This window comes from Flavobacterium lotistagni, from assembly GCF_011392125.1.
GTDB lineage: Bacteria > Bacteroidota > Bacteroidia > Flavobacteriales > Flavobacteriaceae > Flavobacterium > Flavobacterium lotistagni.
This window is the reverse complement of sequence record NZ_JAAJBU010000001.1, coordinates 635,631-654,013: the sequence shown is the minus strand read 5'-3', so window position 1 is coordinate 654,013 and position 18,383 is coordinate 635,631. Positions and strand designations below refer to the sequence as shown.

Below are 18,383 nucleotides of genomic sequence, written 5' to 3'. Positions count from 1 at the left end.
CTGGTGCCATTTCTGGAACACCAACTTCGGTTTCAGCTTTGACGGTTTATACCGTGACGGCTTTTAATTCAGGCGGAAGTGCTTCGTTTGATTTATCGATTACTGTGAACGATGTTGCGCCGTTTGGCTTGACTTACAACGCTTCAAATATGTTCTCAGTTGGAACAACAATTTCCAGTTTAATGCCGACAGTTTCTGGTGGTGCAGTTACAGCTTATAGCATCAATCCGGCTTTGCCTGACGGGCTTCTTTTCGATACCGCAACCGGTGCCATTTCTGGAACACCAACTTCGGTTTCAGCTTTGACGGTTTATACTGTGACGGCTTTTAATTCAGGCGGAAGTGCTTCGTTTGATATTGAAATTACGGTTGAAGAATTACTTGGAACCGGTGAAAATCAACTCAAAATATTAATGGTTTACCCCAACCCGTTCAAAGATAATATTCATGTAAGTAAAGACTCTGTTGATTACGAGCTCTATGCTATCGATGGAAAGCAACTCAAAAAAGGTCGCTTACAAAACACCAATACCATCGAAATGCGCGATTGGCCGGCAGGAATGTACTTACTACAACTGCGTGCGGAAACAAAGTGGCAGGTCTTTAAAATAATCAAGGAATAAAAACAAAGAAAAAGAGGATTAAGTTCCTCTTTTTTTATGAATATCGCTCCAAAGATTCTTGCCAATGCGGTATAGAAACCCCGAAAGTATCGCAGATTTTACATGTATCGAGAGCACTGTTGGATGGTCGTTTTGCGGGCGTTGGATATGCTGATGTCGTTATGGGTTTGAGTTTGATTTTAACTTTATACCGTTCAAAAATTGCCTTCGCCAGACCATACCATGAAGTTTGCCCTTGGTTGCAGTAATGATAAATTCCGTAGCTCTGGTTTTGGCTTTGGACGATTGTCAACAGCATTTTAGCCAAGTCAATCGCATGTGTTGGAGATCCGAGTTGATCGTCTACCACACTTAATTCGTTTCTTTCGCCTGCCAGCCGAAGCATGGTTTTCATAAAATTATTTCCGAACTGTGAAAACACCCAAGAAGTTCTAACAATGAAATGTTTTTTCACTGTTTGCATCACAGCTATTTCACCCTCTAGTTTGGTCTGCCCATATACATTAATTGGGTGAGGCAAATCTGTTTCTTTATAAGTTTTTTTTTGCTGACCATCAAAAACAAAATCGGTAGAAATGTGCAGTAAAGTACAGTCGTTTTCATGGCAAACCTCAGCCAAATTTTTCGGCCCTAATACGTTGATTTGTCTTGCTTTTTCCGGTTCAGATTCTGCTTTGTCAACTGCTGTATAAGCTGCTGCATTGATACAATAATCTGGTTTGATATTATTCCAAGCTGACTCAATCTTTTCCTTTTGGGCGATATCAATTTCTTGCGAATTAAAAAAGTGAAAGACAATCCCAGAGTAATCTTTAGAGATATGTTGCAAGGCTTGCCCCAATTGACCTGCGGCTCCAATTACTGCCACTACCATGCTTGCCTTGCGTTTTCTAAAGTGGGTAAAATGGCATCTTTCTCGGAAAGGATAAGTTCGGTATCGGGCAATTGCCAGTCTATATTTAGTTTAGGATCATTATAGATAATACCGCCTTCTGAAGCCTTGTTATAGAAATTGTCACATTTATAAAAAATAGTGGCTGTTTCGCTCAATACTAAAAATCCATGTGCAAATCCTTTGGGGATAAAAAATTGCTTCTGATTCTGTGCAGATAAAACAATCGAAACATATTCTCCAAAAGTGACAGATCCCGGGCGAATATCTACGGCAATATCTAGTATTTCTCCTGATAACACACGTATCAATTTGGATTGAGCGTGCTCGCCTACTTGATAATGCAAACCTCTTAAAACACCTTTAGAAGAAAACGATTGGTTGTCTTGAACGAAATGAATGGACTGACCGGTCTTTTCAGCAAAAGTTTTCTCGTTGAAACTCTCCATAAAATAACCGCGGTTGTCGTCAAAAATAAGTGGCTCAATACAATAACATCCTTCGAGCGGAAACGCATTAAAGTTCATGCTATACAATACTTAACAGATGTGCGCCATACCCGCTTTTAAGTAGCGGTTGTGCTAATATTTTCAATTGTTCGGCATCAATAAAACCCATTTTAAATGCAGCTTCTTCTATAGACCCTACTTTTAAACCCTGGCGTTCTTCAATGACTTGTACAAACTGTGAAGCTTGCATCAGCGAGTTGAATGTTCCGGTGTCTAACCATGCTGTACCTCTATCGAGAATACTTACTTTAAGTTTGCCTCGCTTGAGGTATTCTTTATTCACGTCAGTGATTTCAAGTTCGCCTCGATGGCTTGGCTGAATATTAGCTGCTATAGAAACCACGTCATTGTCATAAAAGTAAATCCCAGGAACTGCATAATTAGACTTTGGATTTTTGGGTTTCTCTTCAATAGACAATACATTTCCATTGGCATCAAAATCCACTACACCGTATCGCTCCGGATCTTGAACATGATAGGCGTAAATAATTCCGCCATCGGGATCATTGTTGGTTAAAAGCAACTCAGACAAACCGGTTCCATAAAAGATGTTATCTCCCAAAACTAAGGCTACTTTATCGTTCCCAATAAAATCTTTTCCAATGATAAATGCTTCTGCCAAACCATTGGGATGTTCCTGAACTGCATATTCGAAACGACAACCATATTTTTCTCCGTCACCAAGCAGTTGTTGAAACAGTGGCAAATCATGAGGCGTAGAAATAATTAGAATTTCCCGAATACCTGACCACAATAAGGTAGAAAGCGGATAATAAATCATCGGCTTGTCGTAAATGGGCATCAACTGTTTGCTTACTGCTAGTGTTAAAGGGTGCAACCGGGTGCCCGAACCACCAGCTAGAATGATTCCTTTCATGACATTTGATTGTATTTGAGGGTCTGCTTTTTATAGAAACTAATAAAAAAGTGTGCAAATAAATAAAGAAAAACAAAAAGTACAGGCAATATCAATTTAAGTTTGCCATTGATGTATTTGGTGTCTTTTTTATTCATCGAATAACTGTTTTCGTTAATGATGTTGTTGATCGTCACCATATCAAGCAGCAAGCGTCCGTTCTCAGCAATAAGCCCATTTTTGGTTTGAATTACATCGTTGAGCTGCGTGTTTTCGTTGTAATAAACCAACTTATCGCTCTTCTTATCACTTCCGTCTTGGTTCAATCCGTTTAAGAAGAGATCTATTTGCGCTATAATTTCATTATTTTTTAATATTTTGTTTTTCTCATTTTGAATGTAAACCATTTTAATTTGATTGAAATATTTACTGTTGTTAAGATATTTCAATAATGGTTCAATGATATTTTCTCGTTTACTTAGTGCATTAGTGACAAAAGAAATTTTGTGGTAAGCATAGTTTTTACTGGTGGTGTTTTCTTCAACGATTTTCTTCATATCACCGTCTTCAGCCATCAACTTTAAGAGTTCGAAATTCTGTTCATTTCGATCTTTGTCATTGCCCGTAATAAATTTGTATACATCAACAACTGGTTTTATTTTAATGCTCTTGATTTCTGAAGGCTTAGTAATTCCTATTGACTTCAAAAACAAGGTGTCTTGATTCTTAATTTTAGAAGCCAACAATTCTATTTTTGAATAGAGATAATCAGTAGTCCCAAAGTTGGGTTGAACGATAATCTCATTATCATAAACATTAGTGTTTTTGTCTATGTAAAATCCTAAGCCCAGACCAATAAAAAACAAAGCACCAATAACCACAATGTTTTTGATTAAAAACCTGATAGATTTATATATCCCGAAATTAATACTTTCGAAAAGAGAGCTTATTTTTTTTGATATTTGGGCTAAATCAATTTCTTGATCATCTATATTTCTGTTATTGGTATTCATCTGATTTACTTTATATTGAATATTTGTTCTAATATTTTTATGGTGATTAGATAAGTTGGCTTTACACCGGTAGTTCCCAAACCGCCCGATGCTAAGGTGCTTCCGGTTTCCAATGGATTGTCCGAAGCATAATAAGCATACCTTACCTGAACATCCGGGTTGATACTCTTACGGATTTTGGAAGCCGATTGAATGGCTTTCTGATAATAAGCGCCCTCCATTTCCAGGCCGATTACGCCCCAAGTCGAATCGTGGAAAAACTTCAACAAATCTTTGTTTTGCAAAGAAGTTCCCAAAACCGTGATCATCGGGCCGGCGAAAACCGGAATGTCATTGCCTTCGAACATGGCCGCCGTAAGTTGGTTAGTAAACGGATAATTGTCGCCGGTGCCTTCGTTAATGTGTGCCGATGGAATCATGATATCGCCTTTGCCGCCTTGCAGAATTCCGGCTTTTCCCATGATCGAAACCGATTCCACGTTCAAAAATACTTTCTTGATTTTGGTTTCCTGAAAGGGCTTCAAAAGTTCGTCGATAGTTTCATAGGCTTGCTCGCCGAAGGCGTAGTCCATTACGATAATCACTGGTTTTTCGTCCGCAGTTTTTGCATTCGGAAACGCAGACTTCTTCCAATCAATCTTTGCGGTATCGAAAATCTGTACATCGATATTGGTTCCGGAAGTGTCTGGCAAAGAAATCATTCCGTGTTGGTGGGCAAAAGCAGTGACTTTATCTCTGAGCTCATGCGCCCCAGATTTGCTGAGTTCCTCGAAAATATAAAAATCGCCTTTGTCTTTGAATTTTGACTGGAGCACCGTAGTGGCAAAAATCGAATTCATCACACTGTGCATGTTCGCACTGATAATATGAATCGGGCGGTTCAGCAAACCATTCTGCATCAAAACGGTCTTGATGTTGTTGGCCCAAATCTCACCATGAATGTGATGCCCCAAACGCTCTCTCAAAATCGGGCTGAAGGTAATGGTACGCTTGGCGCTGTCCATGGTTTCTTCTAAAGCCAATTTTCCGAGCCAATAAATTACGTGAAGAAAACGGTCTGGCTTATCGGCCGCTGCGAAAGCGTCATAGATATCAATCACCTCGGCGAAAGTGCGGCCTAAGATATTGGCCGTGTGAGAAATGGTCTTCTCTTTTTCTTCGAGTGTGAGTTTCTTATTTTGTAAAACCGCTTGCTCTAGTTTGAGCCAATCGCGGGTTACTTCGCCGGATTCGTCAATCAAGACACGGTTTTTGATTTTGTGCGATTCGATGAAAATAAACGTTAGGTGCGTTAAGATATCGTAAATGTCCGAACGTCCGCGGGTAATTTCAACGTTCATTTGCTCTTCGTCAATGCGGTAGCAATTTCTTCTTCTTTTGGGCGGAATGATGGCTTTGAAATGCGATTTGGAATAACCCTCATCAGAAGTCAAGTTGATAAAACGGCACTGCTCGATGCCGATGGGCAATCTTTCAATCACATACAAGAGCCCATTGAGCTCTACTTTTTCCTCGGCTATGGTGCCATAGATTTCTGGGCGCAACGACAATAGTGCCTCGCGAAGGGTTTCTCCGGAAACACCCATAGGTTTGTAAAATCCGCGGTTGAATAAGTGCCGCATGGTGATGTACAATTTCTCCACGGCGCTTGATGATTCTTGGGCTCTGGAGCGTACAATGTTTTTGATTTCTTTCATGAACTTTGTTTTTCTTTCGGTCGCGGTTTGCATTCCTAAAAAACCTCTTTCTAGGCCCTCGACAGCTATTGTTATTAGTCTTTAACCGGCAAATGTAAGCTTTTTATTTTTTAGTTAGACAGCACCAAAAAGATTACCGGTTCGAGCACTTGGGGCATGGTCGTCGAAGTGTCGGTTTCTTTAGGATTTTGCCTTACCCATTTCCCACCTGAAAAAGCAAAAGTAGGCTGACTATCCACGGCATTGTATAGCAAAAACGGATAATAGGCTTTCTGCGTTTGGGTTTGTTGGGTATTGGGGTCGATACTGGTTTTTTCCCATTTGTTTTTCTCGATGAGCAATTTTTCAAAACCTACAAAAATTCCGTCTTTGGGCATCTTCAGGTTCAATTTACTCAGGTTCAATTTAGTCTGTTTCACACCTTGACCCACCGACACGATAAAATCTTTGTTGAGCAATTCTTGGCCGGGAAGCCCGTCATCACCAACACTGTAAAAATGGATTTTAAACACTGCGCCGTCGATTTTACTATCGGTAACCACCACCACTTGCTTGAGAAACTTTGTCTTTTTATAAGAAACATCATAAGGAAAAAACTTTGCGTCGATACTCGGGCCGCGGTCAAATGCCTGATAAGCCTGGGTGGATGTTTTTCCTATTTCGCGCTCTCGTGTTTCGAGCCTCTTGGCAATCACGATTTCATCCAGCGCGTAGGAAACAGGTTTGAGTCGGATTTCTGTTGCTTGCGCAGCTTTGCATTTCTTTGTTTGATAGCCCAAAGCCGAAAAAACCAATATTTTATTCTCATCAACTCTTAGCGTAAATCGGCCGTCTTCTTCGGTACTGGTCCCTAAATTTTCATTTTCAACCGAAATATGGACGTACGAAATCGGCGCCGAGGAAATACTATCTTTAACAATGCCACTGATTTGTGCGCTCACCATTGGGCTGAAAACCAACAACACTAACCCAAAAAAACTTTTCATCGGCTAATAGTTTGAAGTGCATCGGCTATTTGACGGTCGTTGCTCAAACGCGGAATTTTATTCTGTCCGCCGAGTTTGCCAATCGATTTCATATAGTCTTGAAATCCGTTTCGAACCACTGGTGTAATCACTAAAGTACGAAGCACATTTCCGAGGATCAGATCGTCGTAATAGGAGTTTTGCTGGCGTAAAGCTTTGTCTATTCGCAAGGCCAAATTTTCTATATCGTCCGGAAGGTTCTCAAATTCAATGAGCCACTGGTGATACGGCAAACCCGACTCAGGCGTAATTTGTGGCGCAACGGTAAACTCGGTAATGCAAATGTTGGTTCCGGCAAGTGCTTCTTGCATGGCCTGTTCTACTTCCTTGCCGATGACATGCTCGCCAAATGCAGAGATAAAATGTTTGATACGGCCCGAGACAATCAGGCGGTAAGGTTGGATTGAAGTGAACTGTACCGTATCGCCAATATTATATGCCCAAAGCCCGGCGTTGGTGGAAATAATCAACACATAATTCACTCCGATTTCAACCTCGCCAATGGTATAACGTTTCGGGTTCTGAGTGAAAAAATCCTCTGATTTAACAAACTCATAAAAAATCCCGGCATTCAAAAGCAACAACATGCCTTTTTCGGTTGGTGAATCTTGGTAGGCAAAAAAGCCTTCCGAAGCCGGAAAAAGTTCTATGCTATCCACCTTTCTGCCAATCAGGCTTTCAAATTTCGCTCGATAAGGTTCGTAGTTCACGCCGCCGTAGATAAACAAGTTGAAGTTCTTGAACAATTCGCCCACTGGCTTGCCGGCTTTGCTCTGGAGTTTCTCGAAATACATCTGCATCCAAGACGGTATCCCGGAAATTACAGTCATATCTTCACAAAAGGTTTCCTGTACAATCGCGTCGACTTTAGTTTCCCAATCTTCTATGCAATTGGTTTCCCATGAAGGCAAACGGTTCTTTTGTAGGTACTTCGGAACAAAATGCGCCACAATACCGGAAAGTCGTCCGAGTTGGATGCCGTTTTTTTGTTCGAGAATCGGGCTGCCTTGCAAAAAAATCATTTTTCCGTTGACGAAATCTGCTTTACCCGTTTGGTAAACATAATGCAGGATGGCGTCGCGCGCGGCTTGAATATGTAACGGCATTGAGGCTTTAGTCAGCGGAATGTACTTTGCGCCAGAAGTGGTACCGGAAGTTTTAGCAAAATAGAGCGGCTTTCCGGGCCACAGCACATTTTCTTCGCCTTTCACAACTCGATCGATATAACTTTTCAACGCTTCATAGTCGCGAATGGGAACCTGCTTGGCAAAATCTTCATACGAATTGATTTTTGAAAAACCGTGGTCTTTTCCGAATTCGGTATTGCGAGCCGTGCGAATTAAATCGAGAAAAACTTGTTGCTGCGTCTGGATAGGTTGGCGCGCCCATCGTTGGGTTTTTCGTTGCACATAGTAGGCAAAGATTTTGGCAGCAAAAGATTTTACAGACATGGTTATGCTTGTGGAAATTTGGTTTGAATCGCTTTCTCTGTTAGTACAATCAACACTATTACAGCGGCTAAAATCAATATCACGCCGAGGGTGAGTTGCTGGCTTATACTCATATTGAAGCCCATTTTAATCAGTGAACTGAGCACCAACAATAATCCGTTAACAGCCATCAGCCGCGCGGAATACTTCTGGGCAAAATCCCAACGTTGTTGTGAAGCCATAGAACTTCGGGTTCTATAACCGTATAAGTAGTTGATTTTTCGAGGTGGAAATAGCCACATCAGCATTCCTACTAGTGAAAAAATGAGTCCGACCGCAAAAGGCAATCCGAGTAATTGGTCGATCAAGTGGTTGATATTTTCCATGTTATTCAAAAGAAATAAATTGTTCTGGGTCGATGGCGTAACCGTCTTTCCAAAGTTCGAAATGCAAGTGTACGCCGGTAGATTCCTGACCGGTTGAACCTGCCAAAGCAATTACTTCACCGGTTCGGACCACATCGCCCTGAGATTTGGTGAGTGACGCCGCGTGTTTGTATGCCGAAATAAAACCGTTGTTGTGGCGGAGAATCACCACATTTCCTGTTGATGGCGTCCAATCGGCAAAAATTACCGTTCCGCTCAAGACGGCTTTTATCGGCGTATTTTTAGCCAAAGCAACATCAATAGCGTAGTGTTTGTTCTTGGCGTTGAACTTTTCGGTAACCACACCTTTGACCGGCGCAAACAAAACGACACTTACCTTAGCTTGGGCCTTCTCAAACAAGTTGTATTTGTCTTCTTTAGCTACTTCTTCGCGCAGTTGTTGGTCTGCTTCTGACGGTTTTATTTCTTCAATGCTCACCGGAGCAACCGAGGAAGCATAAATAGAATCTTTATTGAATTGGGCAAGTTCCAAATCGCCAGTAAGGATTTTTTTGATCGAAGCAATATAAGCCTCATTTTTCTTAACGGCTTGGTTCAGAGAATCGGATTTCAAGGCCAACTCGGTCGCATCTCGCTTGAGCTGGTCTGAGGCGTAACCTGGAATAAATTCCCGAAGCGGCGTAAAGGCTATAATAAAAGTGGTAGTGGTGATAATTAATACCGCGCCAATGGTTGCGACGACAAACACGTTCATTAAGGTCAGTCTCAAAGAGAAAATCTCCTCAAAAGAATCTTCGTTGAGAATCAACAAGCGGTTTTTTGTGAACAGTTTTTTCTTGAGTTGCTGCCGTTTGAGCCTTTTCTCCGCCATCAGTTTGGTTTAGGTTTACAAATATAGAAATTATGTTAGTGCAGCTCCGACCTACGCGTTCAAAATAGTTGAAACATTAACGCTGTTGCATCATAAATATTTGTCAAGGAATCAAAATTATTCCGGTTTTTTCTCTTTATCTTTGCCCGAATATTAATAGCAATTTGCTTCGGCAACAAATTATTAGCAAATGGGAAGATTCGGTGTTACAGAAATCCTGATTATATTATTGGTGGTTCTTTTGCTTTTCGGCGGTAAAAAAATTCCGGAATTGATGAAAGGCCTCGGCAGCGGCATCAATGAGTTTAAAAAAGCCTCAAAAGGCGAAGAGGAAAATGCAGCAGCTAAAAAATCTGACGATTCGGCGAAATAGCCCATCGGAAAGTTCGATTTCTTACAAAAAATAAAAATCCAAATTCCAGTGTTTCATTGGCGTTTGGATTTTTTTGTTTTTTAAACCGATTATAAAATCATCGAAAGTTGAATGCGTTTGCGGATTTCGTCTACTTCAGTTACTTTGACCTGAACATGTTGGTGCAGTTTCACCACTTGGTTCACATCGGAAACAAAACCGGCTTTGAGCTGCGAGATATGCACCAAACCGCTTTCCTTAATGCCGATATCCACAAAGCAACCAAAATTGGTAATGTTATTGACAATGCCCGGCAAAATCATTCCGGATTTTAGGTCTTTAATTGATTTCACATTGGGGTCGAATTCAAAAACTTTAGCAGACTTTCTCGGGTCTAAACCGGGTTTTTCGAGTTCCTTTAGAATGTCTTTCAAACCTAAAATACCGACTTCTTCCGTTATATAATGCTCCGGTTTAATCTGGGCGATTTTCTCTTTGTTGGCAATGAGTTCGCTCACGGAAATTTTTAAATCTTTGGCGATTCTCTCTACTATTGGATAAGCTTCCGGATGCACCGCAGAATTGTCCAGCGGGTTTTTAGCATGGGTAATCCGGATGAAAGCTGCGCCTTGTTGGAACGCTTTTTCTCCTAAACGCGGTACTTTTTTAAGTTGTTTGCGTTCTTCAAACGGGCCATTTTCGAGGCGATATTGTACGATATTCTCGGCGAGCTTCTCTCCTATTCCGCTCACATAACTCAGCAACGATTTACTGGCTGTATTAATATTGATCCCGACCGAATTCACACAACGAATTACCGTATTGTCGAGTTCTTCTTTGAGTTTGGTTTGATCCACATCGTGTTGGTATTGACCCACACCAATGGCTTTCGGATCGATTTTGACCAATTCGGCCAACGGATCAGACAACCTTCTTCCGATAGACACCGAACCCCGAACCGTAACATCATACTCGGGAAACTCTTCGCGTGCAATTTTAGAAGCCGAATATACTGATGCCCCGGCTTCGCTGACTACAAAAACCTGAACCGGCTTATCGAATGGGATTTTCTTGATAAAGAATTCCGTTTCGCGCGACGCTGTTCCGTTGCCTATTGAAATCGCCTCAATCTTATAAGCATTGACCATGGAGCGGATTTTTTTAATCGCTATCGTTTCCTGATTTTGCGGCGCATGCGGATAAATCGTCTCGTTGTAAAGCAAGTCGCCCTTTTCATCCAAACAAACAATCTTACAGCCGCTTCTGTAACCCGGATCAATCGCTAAAATTCGCTTTTCGCCTAGTGGTGGAGCGAGCAATAACTGGCTCAAATTAGTAGCAAAAACCTGAATCGAATTCGCATCGGCTTTGGCTTTGGCTTCTTGCAAAGCTTCGTTGGAAATCGCCGGAGCCAAAAGTCGTTTGTACGAGTCTTCAATAGCTTGCTCAATATGCGGCGTGCTGTCATTGTTCTTTTTAATGACCGATTGGGCAATTGCATCTAGGGCTTGTTCGGATTCTATTTCCACTTTAACCTTAATGAAACCTTCGTTCTCGGCACGCAAAATAGCCAACAATCGGTGCGAGGGTGCTTTGGTTAAGTTTTCAGACCAATCAAAATACTGATTGAATTTCTGGGCTGCTTCGTCGTCTTTTTTGGTTTTGACTACTTGCGTTGAAATAGTGGCCTGCCTTTGAAACAAACGCCGGACAAGTTTGCGCACATAAGTGTTTTCGTTGACCCACTCGGCAATAATATCGCGAGCGCCTTGCAAAGCTTCGTCTTCATTTCGAACTTTGTCATTGAGATATCTTGAGGCAATGAAATCTACGTCGTCGTCGTTTTGCGCCATGATGATTTTGGCCAGCGGCTCTAGGCCATTTTCACGCGCTACATCGGCTCTGGTTTTTTTCTTTTTCTTGTAAGGCAAGTACATATCTTCGAGTTCTTGCAAATCGAAACTGGAGTTGATTTTCTGGGCCAATTCAGGTGTTAAAGCATTTTGATCTTGAACCGAATTGAGAATGGTTTCTTTGCGCTTGAGAATTTCCTGATATTGGCGATGGCGTTTAGCAATCTGTTCGATTACTACCTCATCAAGGTTTCCGGTTTGGTCTTTCCGGTAGCGGGAAATAAATGGAATGGTACAATCTTCGTTTAAAAGTTGGACCGTTTTTTCAATATTGATAGCCGAAGTCGCTACGGTTTGTTGGATAAAATCGATAGAGGTCATATTGGTCAAATGCTTTATTGACAAGCAATTTTATTCACTCGATTGGCGTGCCGTCCGCCTTCAAAATCGGTGTTTAGAAAAACCTCGACCATTTCCACTGCTTGAACTATCGAAGTAAACCTAGCAGGAATACTGATAATATTCGCATCGTTGTGTTGCCGGGCCAAAACCGCTATTTCTTTGGTCCAACAAACCGCGGCGCGTACTTTTTGGTGTTTGTTGGCCGTAATGGCGATGCCGTTGCCGCTGCCGCAGATCACAATGCCAAAGTCGGCCTGTTTTTCTGACACTGCCTTAGCGACCGGATGACCAAAATCCGGATAATCAACACTGTCGAAAGTATCGGTTCCGTAATTGGTTACTTCGTGGCCTTTGCTAATAAGCATCTCCAGGATGGCTTTTTTATAATCTGGACCCGCGTGGTCGTTTCCTATAGCTATTTTCATATCGTGCGTTTTGGTTGCGTCGCAAATTTAATCAATCCTATTGAAGTACCTTTTTAATTTGATGGAATAGATTTATAATTGGACACGATTTGGAACTTAATTTCCAAGTCAGAAAAAACTGTTGTTGATAGATTTTTACAAAAGCTTGATTTTCAGCTTACCTTAATTTAACATCAAGTGTTTATAACTTGAAAAAGAAAATCAGAACTTTTTTTTGGCGGTATGCTTAAAACTCATAAGCAAAAATTAGCCTCAAAAAAACAAATAAAGTTTGGCTAATTTTTGTAAAAGTTATCCGTTGTAAAATCCGCCTTTGTTAACAAAAATACCTCAGCAACTTATTTACAAAAATACAGCTGATGGGTTTGTCAACAACTGTTGATTATTTTACAATTTTACTTTAAAATGAATGATTTGGCCTTTCAAAAAGCTGTTGACAAATCGTGATAAAAAAGTACAACAAAAAAGTCAAACTTCTTTTTTGAAAGTTATTGCGTTTATCAACACGCTATAATAACCACCAAAAATTTAAATTTCATTTCAGTTATTTTTTGATGTTTTTAATAAGTGTTGAAAACCTTTAGATGATTTTAAGATCAGGCCGATTGAGATTTTCGATCAAGGTTTTCACTCGCTCGGTATCGCTCGGATGTACTTTGAGTTGAATTCCGCCGTAAGCAATGCTCGCCAGTGGATCTACCGATATTAAGTTTTCGTTCTGGAACAAATGCGGAATTTGCTCGTGTTCGAGTATTGATTTTAATACGACAATTTCATGGGCGAAGTTAAAGTGGGCAACAGTAATGAATTCCATTTTTCTTTTTTTGCTAAAGATACTTAAATGTTAGATTTCTATTAAACCCTGGAGTAAGTGGTTTTAACTAGGAACTTATTTCGTACTTTTCAGACCTCAAGAAAAGATATATGAGCAAGAAGCCTAAAAAATTTGGAAAGAAATCCAAGACGTTCTCTGAAAAAATACTTAAAATACTTTCTCAAAACGCCAATAAACCATTCAATTATAAACAAATTGCGGCCATACTCGAACTCAGTGATACCAAGAGCCGCAATGAAATCATTAAAGATTTAAAAATTCTTGCCGCACAAAAAGTCATTATAGAGTCGGAACCCGGAAAATATTTGGTAAAAGCCATTAGCCAAGATTATTACGACGGTACTATCGATATGACTTCGCGCAAAACCGCTTACTTTATTTGTGAGGAATTCGAAGAAGATGTGTTTATTCCTACTAGCAACCTCAATCACGCTCTAGATAAAGACAAAGTCAAAGTGTATGTGTATAACCGGCGCAAAGGCAAACGTCCGGAAGGCGAAGTAATTGAAGTACTCGAGCGTGCCAAAACCGAATTTGTCGGCGTGATTGATATCCAGAAAAATTTTGCTTTTGTCACCACAGCCAATGCTAAAATGTATACCGATATTTTCATTCCTAAAGATAAAATAGCGGATGCCGAGCAAGGCGATGTAGTGATTGCTAAAATCGAAGATTGGCCCAAGAAAGCCGACAGCCCGTTTGGTTCGATTATCAAAGTTCTAGGAAAACCTGGTGAACACGATACCGAAATTCATGCAATTTTAGCCGAATACGGTTTGCCTTATGATTTTCCTATTGAAGTGGAAATGTATGCCCAGAAAATTGATACTTCGATTCAAGATAGTGAAATTAAGAATCGTCGTGATATGCGCGATACGCTGACTTTCACGATTGATCCTAAAGATGCCAAAGACTTCGATGATGCGTTATCTTTCAAAAAACTGGAAAACGGAAACTACGAAATCGGAATTCACATAGCCGATGTTTCTTATTATCTTAAAGAAGGAACCATTTTAGACGATGAAGCATACCAACGCGCTACTTCGGTATATTTAGTGGATCGCGTTGTGCCAATGCTTCCCGAAGTGTTGTCGAATTTTGCTTGTTCGTTGCGTCCGAATGAAGAGAAATATACCTTCTCGGCGATATTCGAAATCAATGCAAAAGCCCAAATCATTAACCAGTGGTTTGGCCGAACCGTTATTTATTCTGACCAACGTTTTGCTTACGAAGAAGCGCAGTATATCATAGAAACTAAAGACGATACCATTCCCGCAGCGATTTCCCTTACCGGAAAGGCCTATAAAGTTAACGCTCCGGTTGTCGAAGCAACTCTAAAACTCGACCAGCTTGCTAAAATTTTGCGTTACAAACGTTTGGCTGAAGGAGCGATATCATTTGATAAAGTAGAAGTCAAATTCAACCTCGATGAAAATGCAGAGCCCGTTGGCGTGTATTTTAAAATTGCCAAAGACGCGAATCACCTCATTGAAGAATTCATGCTTTTAGCCAACAGAAAAGTAGCAGAATTCATCGGCAAGCAAAAGAAAACTTTTGTGTACAGAATTCACGATGAACCCAATGAAGATAAGCTGATTAACCTACAAGGTATTATTTCTAAATTCGGTTATAGCATTAACTTCAAATCTAAAGCTGATATTTCTAAATCGCTTAATAATTTACTGACAGATGTCGTAGGAAAAAAGGAACAGAACCTTGTGGATACTTTAGCGATTCGCAGTATGAGTAAAGCGAAATATTCGACCGATAATATTGGCCATTACGGTTTGGCATTCGATTATTATTCACACTTTACTTCACCGATTCGTCGTTATCCTGATGTGATGGTACACCGACTTTTGCAGCATTACCTCGATGGCGGAAAATCTGCCGATGCTGAATTGTATGAAGAAAAATGCGAACATTCCTCCAACATGGAAGCCTTGGCCACCAACGCCGAGCGCGACAGCATTAAATACATGCAGGTGAAATACATGCAAGACCACAAAGATCAAGAATTCTTAGGTGTAATTTCAGGTGTGACCGAATGGGGCATTTATGTTGAGATTATTGAAAACAAATGTGAAGGTATGTGTCGTATTCGTGAAATTCGCGATGATTATTATACTTTCGATGAAAAACAGTATGCCTTAGTAGGCGAAATTTCTAAAAACCTACTGCAACTTGGCGATGAAGTAATTGTCAAGGTGAAAAACGCCGATTTAGTCAAAAAACAACTCGATTTCCATTTTATTAGAAAAAATGAGTAAAATGAAACAAGTAATTTTATTGTGGATTTGTGCCACTTTTAGCATGATTGCCCAACAAAAAAACGTGGGTGATTTCAACAAAATAACCGCTTTTGATCAGATTGATGTAATGCTGATTCCATCACGCGAAAACAAAGTGGTTTTACAAGGTAAAGGTTCCAAAGAAGTAGAACTAATTAACAAAAACGGCGAGCTTAAAATCCGTATGCCGCTTACCAAAATGCTTTCTGGCGATAACATTTCGGCTACAGTTTATTATACTAACCTTGAAGCTGTTGAAGCCAACGAAGGCTCGAGAATTGCGGGCGAAGCTGCTGTGGTTGCCAATCATTTCGATATCATCGCCAAGGAAGGTGCGAGTGTAGATTTGACTTTAGAAGTAGACCAATTGGAAGCTAGAGTCACCAATGGGTCGAAAGTGAAATTACAAGGAATTGCAACAGGTCAAGATGTTTTAATTAATTCGGGCGGAATTTATCATGCTTCAAATTTAAAAACAGCACAAACTACCATTACCGCAAATGCCGGTGGCGAGGCTGAAATCAATGCTTCAGAATCGGTTGATGCTAAAGTTCGTGCCGGCGGAGACATCGTGATTTACGGCCATCCAAAGGAAATCAACCAGAAAGTGATTGCCGGCGGAAAAATCTACGAAAAGGAAGACTAATGAGAAATATTCTTATTTTTACCTAAAAACCATTCATGATTGAAGATATAATTACCGGAATTCCTTTGGGTATTTTTTTGAGTTTTCTGGTAGGCCCTGTTTTTTTTGTATTGTTGGAAACCAGTGCTGTGAAAGGCTTTCGGGCGGCTTTTGTATTCGATCTTGGAGTGGTTTTGGCCGATATGGTCTTCATTGCAGTAGCCTACTTCAGTAGTTATCGTTTGATTCAAGGTATTAAAGACGATCCGGCTATTTTTATTTTCGGCGGCATTGTGATGCTTACTTACGGCATTATTTCGTTTCTAAAACTAAAGAAAGTGAGTAAGAATATAGACGAAATTGCTGTAGAGGAACTCATTCGTAAAAATTATGTAAGTCTATTTTTTAAAGGTTTTTTCTTGAATTTTATCAACGTTGGTGTATTGTTGTTTTGGTTTATGATTCTAATCACTATTGGTCCAAAACTGCAATTGGAAACCTCGCGAATGGTGACTTTTTTCAGTTCTGTTTTACTGACTTATCTATTGGTGGATATTGGAAAAATACTATTAGCCAAACAATTAAGAAGTAAACTTACTCCTACCAATATTCTCAACATCAAAAAAGTCATCAGTATCTTACTAGTTATTTTTGGAATTGTGTTGATGTTTCAAGGTTGGTTCCCAAGCGATCAGAAATTGGTTAAAAAGGCTCTGGAAAAGATAGAGTAGTGCTTGAATTTCTTTTCCCTTTTTTGTACAGAACGTATAATGTTTTATCAAAATCAAGTATGAGAATGGGTAAAACCAGTATTACATGCCTAGCCTAGATTATCAAAAGAATATCATCTTTTTATAAACTTTTTAGTGGTAATTTCTTTTCCATTTTCGAAGATAATCAAGTAGATTCCGCTCAATAGCTTTTCAATATTAATTGTTTCTTGGTTCGTATTTAAACCTTGTTTCTGGCAAAGTTTTCCTATGCTATTGTATATTTTGATTGTTGCCTTTCCAATAATCGGCTCATCAAGTTTGATATTGATATAATCCGTAACTGGATTTGGACTAATATTTAAATTTAATTTTTGATATTGGTTTGTAGACAACATTTGAGTTGAGTATACAGCTTGATTGTTTAGTTCCGAATTGATGACCAAAATTTTCTCATTTTCTAACTCCAAAATTGTATAAGTGAAATTATTGGTTAATGTGTTGTTTTCAGAAAAGAAACCAAAATACAGTTGTTCGAAACCAATTCTATCCATACAATCTAGAAGTGTTTGCCCAGAAGCGGTGAACGAAAAATCGCTAACGTTATTTGACGGAAATTCAGTAAAACCAAACAAACTATTGCAAGCATCACTTATGTCAAGATTTGAATTTTCTTGATAGAAAGTTATTCCCATATTATTGAATGGTGGAATATTCTCATTTGCATTTAAAATTAGATTGGTCAAATACCATTGGTTTTCGAATAGCCTAGAATCTTGTGCGAATGAAACGCTTGTCAACAACAACATAAGTAAACCAAAAGCTTTCATGATGTTTTTATTTTATTTCCAAAGTTGCTCATTATTTTTCCAATAAAGATTCGATTTGATTACTTTTTTCTTAAAATCAGAAACAATAATCTTTGAAATCACCATGAAGGTTTCTCTCATTCAGAGGCATCGAGCGGATTCGAACCAACAACTTTAATGAATTTTTTTAAAAAATTTAAACATAAAAAAAAACCCTCAAATTTCTTTGAAGGTTTCTCTTATTCAGAGGCATCGAGCGGATTCGAACCGCTGTAGGAGCTTTTGCAGAGCCCAGCCTAGCCACTCGGCCACGACGCCAAAATATTGGTCGCAAACTTAATAAAATAATTTTAAAACTAAATTTTAATATAGAAATTATTCAGAAAAAATCTGCGTTTAATTTCGGTATTCTTCCATTTCAATCGTAACGGCTTCAACATCACCACCAATAGGCGGATTGATTTTAGAAACCGAAAGCATAATTCTAGAAACAGCCGGTATTTCTTTAAAAATACGCGCTACAATGCGGTGCGCTACATGTTCCAATAAATGAGAACGAATGGCCATTTCTTCCACCACAATGCGGTTCAAAAGCACATAATCAACGGTATCTTCAAGCTTGTCGCTTAAGGAAGATTTTCTCAAATCGGTTTTTATTTCGAGATCGGTTGTGTAATCTGAGCCAATTTTTCCTTCCTCAACTAAGCAGCCGTGGTAAGAAAAAGTCCTGATATTCTTTAGTTTGATAGTTCCCATAACAATGTATTGAGGTCTTAGGG

At 39.7% G+C, this 18,383-nt stretch carries 19 protein-coding genes and 1 tRNA gene; 5 read left to right on the top strand and 15 right to left on the bottom strand.

What is annotated here, in order from left to right:
• Positions 1 to 623: putative Ig domain-containing protein (locus G4D82_RS02840; RefSeq protein WP_166334250.1), on the top strand; the 623-nt coding region annotated here is incomplete at its 5' end.
• A 34-nt stretch (positions 624 to 657) separates the two neighbouring features.
• On the opposite strand, the gene rfbD is transcribed toward G4D82_RS02840, so the two are convergent.
• The 9 genes from rfbD to G4D82_RS02795 form a co-directional block, all read right to left on the bottom strand.
• Positions 658 to 1,497 carry a dTDP-4-dehydrorhamnose reductase gene (gene rfbD / locus G4D82_RS02835; protein ID WP_166334247.1) on the bottom strand — a complete coding sequence of 280 codons (840 nt, stop codon included), beginning with the start codon at positions 1,495 to 1,497 and terminating at the stop codon, positions 658 to 660.
• A complete protein-coding gene (gene rfbC / locus G4D82_RS02830) occupies positions 1,491 to 2,042 on the bottom strand; it encodes a dTDP-4-dehydrorhamnose 3,5-epimerase (protein WP_166334245.1) in 552 nt (183 codons plus the stop codon). The genes rfbD and rfbC overlap by 7 nt, the downstream gene beginning before the upstream one ends.
• A gap of 1 nt (position 2,043) precedes the next feature.
• Positions 2,044 to 2,901 carry a glucose-1-phosphate thymidylyltransferase RfbA gene (gene rfbA, locus G4D82_RS02825; protein WP_166334243.1) on the bottom strand — a complete coding sequence of 286 codons (858 nt, stop codon included), beginning with the start codon at positions 2,899 to 2,901 and terminating at the stop codon, positions 2,044 to 2,046.
• The gene (locus G4D82_RS02820) at positions 2,898 to 3,893 is read right to left on the bottom strand and encodes a hypothetical protein (RefSeq protein WP_166334241.1); all 996 of its coding nucleotides are present in this window, start codon (positions 3,891 to 3,893) and stop codon (positions 2,898 to 2,900) included. Before G4D82_RS02820 ends, rfbA begins: the two co-directional genes overlap by 4 nt.
• A gap of 5 nt (positions 3,894 to 3,898) precedes the next feature.
• Positions 3,899 to 5,590 carry a DUF6909 family protein gene (locus tag G4D82_RS02815; protein WP_166334239.1) on the bottom strand — a complete coding sequence of 564 codons (1,692 nt, stop codon included), beginning with the start codon at positions 5,588 to 5,590 and terminating at the stop codon, positions 3,899 to 3,901.
• 110 nt (positions 5,591 to 5,700) lie between these two features.
• Positions 5,701 to 6,576, bottom strand: coding sequence for a carboxypeptidase-like regulatory domain-containing protein (locus G4D82_RS02810; protein WP_166334236.1), 876 nt, complete (start codon positions 6,574 to 6,576; stop codon positions 5,701 to 5,703).
• Positions 6,573 to 8,066 carry a GH3 auxin-responsive promoter family protein gene (locus tag G4D82_RS02805; RefSeq protein ID WP_166334234.1) on the bottom strand — a complete coding sequence of 498 codons (1,494 nt, stop codon included), beginning with the start codon at positions 8,064 to 8,066 and terminating at the stop codon, positions 6,573 to 6,575. Before G4D82_RS02805 ends, G4D82_RS02810 begins: the two co-directional genes overlap by 4 nt.
• A gap of 2 nt (positions 8,067 to 8,068) precedes the next feature.
• Entirely contained in the window at positions 8,069 to 8,431 is a 363-nt protein-coding gene (locus tag G4D82_RS02800) for an SdpI family protein (protein ID WP_166334232.1), read from the bottom strand.
• Between the two features lies 1 nt (position 8,432).
• Positions 8,433 to 9,302, bottom strand: coding sequence for a M23 family metallopeptidase (locus G4D82_RS02795; protein ID WP_166334230.1), 870 nt, complete (start codon positions 9,300 to 9,302; stop codon positions 8,433 to 8,435).
• Positions 9,303 to 9,492: 190 nt separating this feature from the next.
• Here G4D82_RS02795 and tatA point away from each other — a divergent pair, with 190 nt between their 5' ends.
• Complete coding sequence (gene tatA / locus G4D82_RS02790; protein ID WP_166334228.1) at positions 9,493 to 9,675, top strand: twin-arginine translocase TatA/TatE family subunit; 183 nt, start codon at positions 9,493 to 9,495, stop codon at positions 9,673 to 9,675.
• 89 nt (positions 9,676 to 9,764) lie between these two features.
• Here tatA and G4D82_RS02785 read toward each other — a convergent pair whose 3' ends face one another.
• The 3 genes from G4D82_RS02785 to G4D82_RS02775 all read right to left on the bottom strand — a co-directional run bounded on the left by G4D82_RS02785 (position 9,765) and on the right by G4D82_RS02775 (position 13,148).
• Positions 9,765 to 11,888, bottom strand: coding sequence for a Tex family protein (locus G4D82_RS02785; protein WP_166334291.1), 2,124 nt, complete (start codon positions 11,886 to 11,888; stop codon positions 9,765 to 9,767).
• Positions 11,889 to 11,902: 14 nt separating this feature from the next.
• Positions 11,903 to 12,334: a ribose 5-phosphate isomerase B gene (rpiB, locus tag G4D82_RS02780; protein WP_166334226.1), complete on the bottom strand. Its 432-nt coding sequence runs from the start codon at positions 12,332 to 12,334 to the stop codon at positions 11,903 to 11,905.
• 580 nt (positions 12,335 to 12,914) lie between these two features.
• Positions 12,915 to 13,148, bottom strand: coding sequence for a DUF2007 domain-containing protein (locus tag G4D82_RS02775; RefSeq protein WP_166334224.1), 234 nt, complete (start codon positions 13,146 to 13,148; stop codon positions 12,915 to 12,917).
• A gap of 110 nt (positions 13,149 to 13,258) precedes the next feature.
• On the opposite strand from G4D82_RS02775, the gene rnr reads away from it, so the two are divergent.
• From rnr to G4D82_RS02760, 3 genes are read left to right on the top strand one after another with little or no spacing between them, the layout of a single operon-like run.
• On the top strand, positions 13,259 to 15,439 hold the full coding sequence (gene rnr, locus G4D82_RS02770; RefSeq protein ID WP_166334222.1) for a ribonuclease R: 2,181 nt from the start codon (positions 13,259 to 13,261) through the stop codon (positions 15,437 to 15,439).
• Between the two features lies 1 nt (position 15,440).
• Positions 15,441 to 16,106, top strand: a complete 666-nt coding sequence (locus G4D82_RS02765) for a head GIN domain-containing protein (RefSeq protein ID WP_166334220.1) — start codon at positions 15,441 to 15,443, stop codon at positions 16,104 to 16,106.
• Between the two features lie 35 nt (positions 16,107 to 16,141).
• Positions 16,142 to 16,816 carry a LysE family translocator gene (locus G4D82_RS02760; protein ID WP_166334218.1) on the top strand — a complete coding sequence of 225 codons (675 nt, stop codon included), beginning with the start codon at positions 16,142 to 16,144 and terminating at the stop codon, positions 16,814 to 16,816.
• A 113-nt stretch (positions 16,817 to 16,929) separates the two neighbouring features.
• Here the strand turns inward: G4D82_RS02760 and G4D82_RS02755 are convergent, their stop codons facing one another.
• From G4D82_RS02755 to folB, 3 genes are all read right to left on the bottom strand, one after another.
• Positions 16,930 to 17,625 carry a T9SS type A sorting domain-containing protein gene (locus G4D82_RS02755; protein ID WP_166334216.1) on the bottom strand — a complete coding sequence of 232 codons (696 nt, stop codon included), beginning with the start codon at positions 17,623 to 17,625 and terminating at the stop codon, positions 16,930 to 16,932.
• A gap of 226 nt (positions 17,626 to 17,851) precedes the next feature.
• A tRNA-Cys gene (locus tag G4D82_RS02750) sits at positions 17,852 to 17,922 on the bottom strand.
• A gap of 78 nt (positions 17,923 to 18,000) precedes the next feature.
• On the bottom strand, positions 18,001 to 18,360 hold the full coding sequence (folB, locus tag G4D82_RS02745) for a dihydroneopterin aldolase (protein ID WP_166334214.1): 360 nt from the start codon (positions 18,358 to 18,360) through the stop codon (positions 18,001 to 18,003).
• Positions 18,361 to 18,383 lie beyond the last annotated feature (23 nt).

Excerpts from the sequence above, each read along its gene's own strand:
- rfbD (WP_166334247.1), bottom strand. The coding sequence starts at position 1,497 with ATGGTAGTGGCAGTAATTGGAGCCGCAGGTCAATTGGGGCAAGCCTTG.
- rfbC (WP_166334245.1), bottom strand. The coding sequence starts at position 2,042 with ATGAACTTTAATGCGTTTCCGCTCGAAGGATGTTATTGTATTGAGCCA.
- rfbA (WP_166334243.1), bottom strand. The coding sequence starts at position 2,901 with ATGAAAGGAATCATTCTAGCTGGTGGTTCGGGCACCCGGTTGCACCCT.
- G4D82_RS02820 (WP_166334241.1), bottom strand. The coding sequence starts at position 3,893 with ATGAATACCAATAACAGAAATATAGATGATCAAGAAATTGATTTAGCC.
- G4D82_RS02815 (WP_166334239.1), bottom strand. The coding sequence starts at position 5,590 with ATGAAAGAAATCAAAAACATTGTACGCTCCAGAGCCCAAGAATCATCA.
- G4D82_RS02810 (WP_166334236.1), bottom strand. The coding sequence starts at position 6,576 with ATGAAAAGTTTTTTTGGGTTAGTGTTGTTGGTTTTCAGCCCAATGGTG.
- G4D82_RS02805 (WP_166334234.1), bottom strand. The coding sequence starts at position 8,066 with ATGTCTGTAAAATCTTTTGCTGCCAAAATCTTTGCCTACTATGTGCAA.
- G4D82_RS02800 (WP_166334232.1), bottom strand. The coding sequence starts at position 8,431 with ATGGAAAATATCAACCACTTGATCGACCAATTACTCGGATTGCCTTTT.
- G4D82_RS02795 (WP_166334230.1), bottom strand. The coding sequence starts at position 9,302 with ATGGCGGAGAAAAGGCTCAAACGGCAGCAACTCAAGAAAAAACTGTTC.
- tatA (WP_166334228.1), top strand. The coding sequence starts at position 9,493 with ATGGGAAGATTCGGTGTTACAGAAATCCTGATTATATTATTGGTGGTT.
- G4D82_RS02785 (WP_166334291.1), bottom strand. The coding sequence starts at position 11,888 with ATGACCTCTATCGATTTTATCCAACAAACCGTAGCGACTTCGGCTATC.
- rpiB (WP_166334226.1), bottom strand. The coding sequence starts at position 12,334 with ATGAAAATAGCTATAGGAAACGACCACGCGGGTCCAGATTATAAAAAA.
- G4D82_RS02775 (WP_166334224.1), bottom strand. The coding sequence starts at position 13,148 with ATGGAATTCATTACTGTTGCCCACTTTAACTTCGCCCATGAAATTGTC.
- rnr (WP_166334222.1), top strand. The coding sequence starts at position 13,259 with ATGAGCAAGAAGCCTAAAAAATTTGGAAAGAAATCCAAGACGTTCTCT.
- G4D82_RS02765 (WP_166334220.1), top strand. The coding sequence starts at position 15,441 with ATGAAACAAGTAATTTTATTGTGGATTTGTGCCACTTTTAGCATGATT.
- G4D82_RS02760 (WP_166334218.1), top strand. The coding sequence starts at position 16,142 with ATGATTGAAGATATAATTACCGGAATTCCTTTGGGTATTTTTTTGAGT.
- G4D82_RS02755 (WP_166334216.1), bottom strand. The coding sequence starts at position 17,625 with ATGAAAGCTTTTGGTTTACTTATGTTGTTGTTGACAAGCGTTTCATTC.
- folB (WP_166334214.1), bottom strand. The coding sequence starts at position 18,360 with ATGGGAACTATCAAACTAAAGAATATCAGGACTTTTTCTTACCACGGC.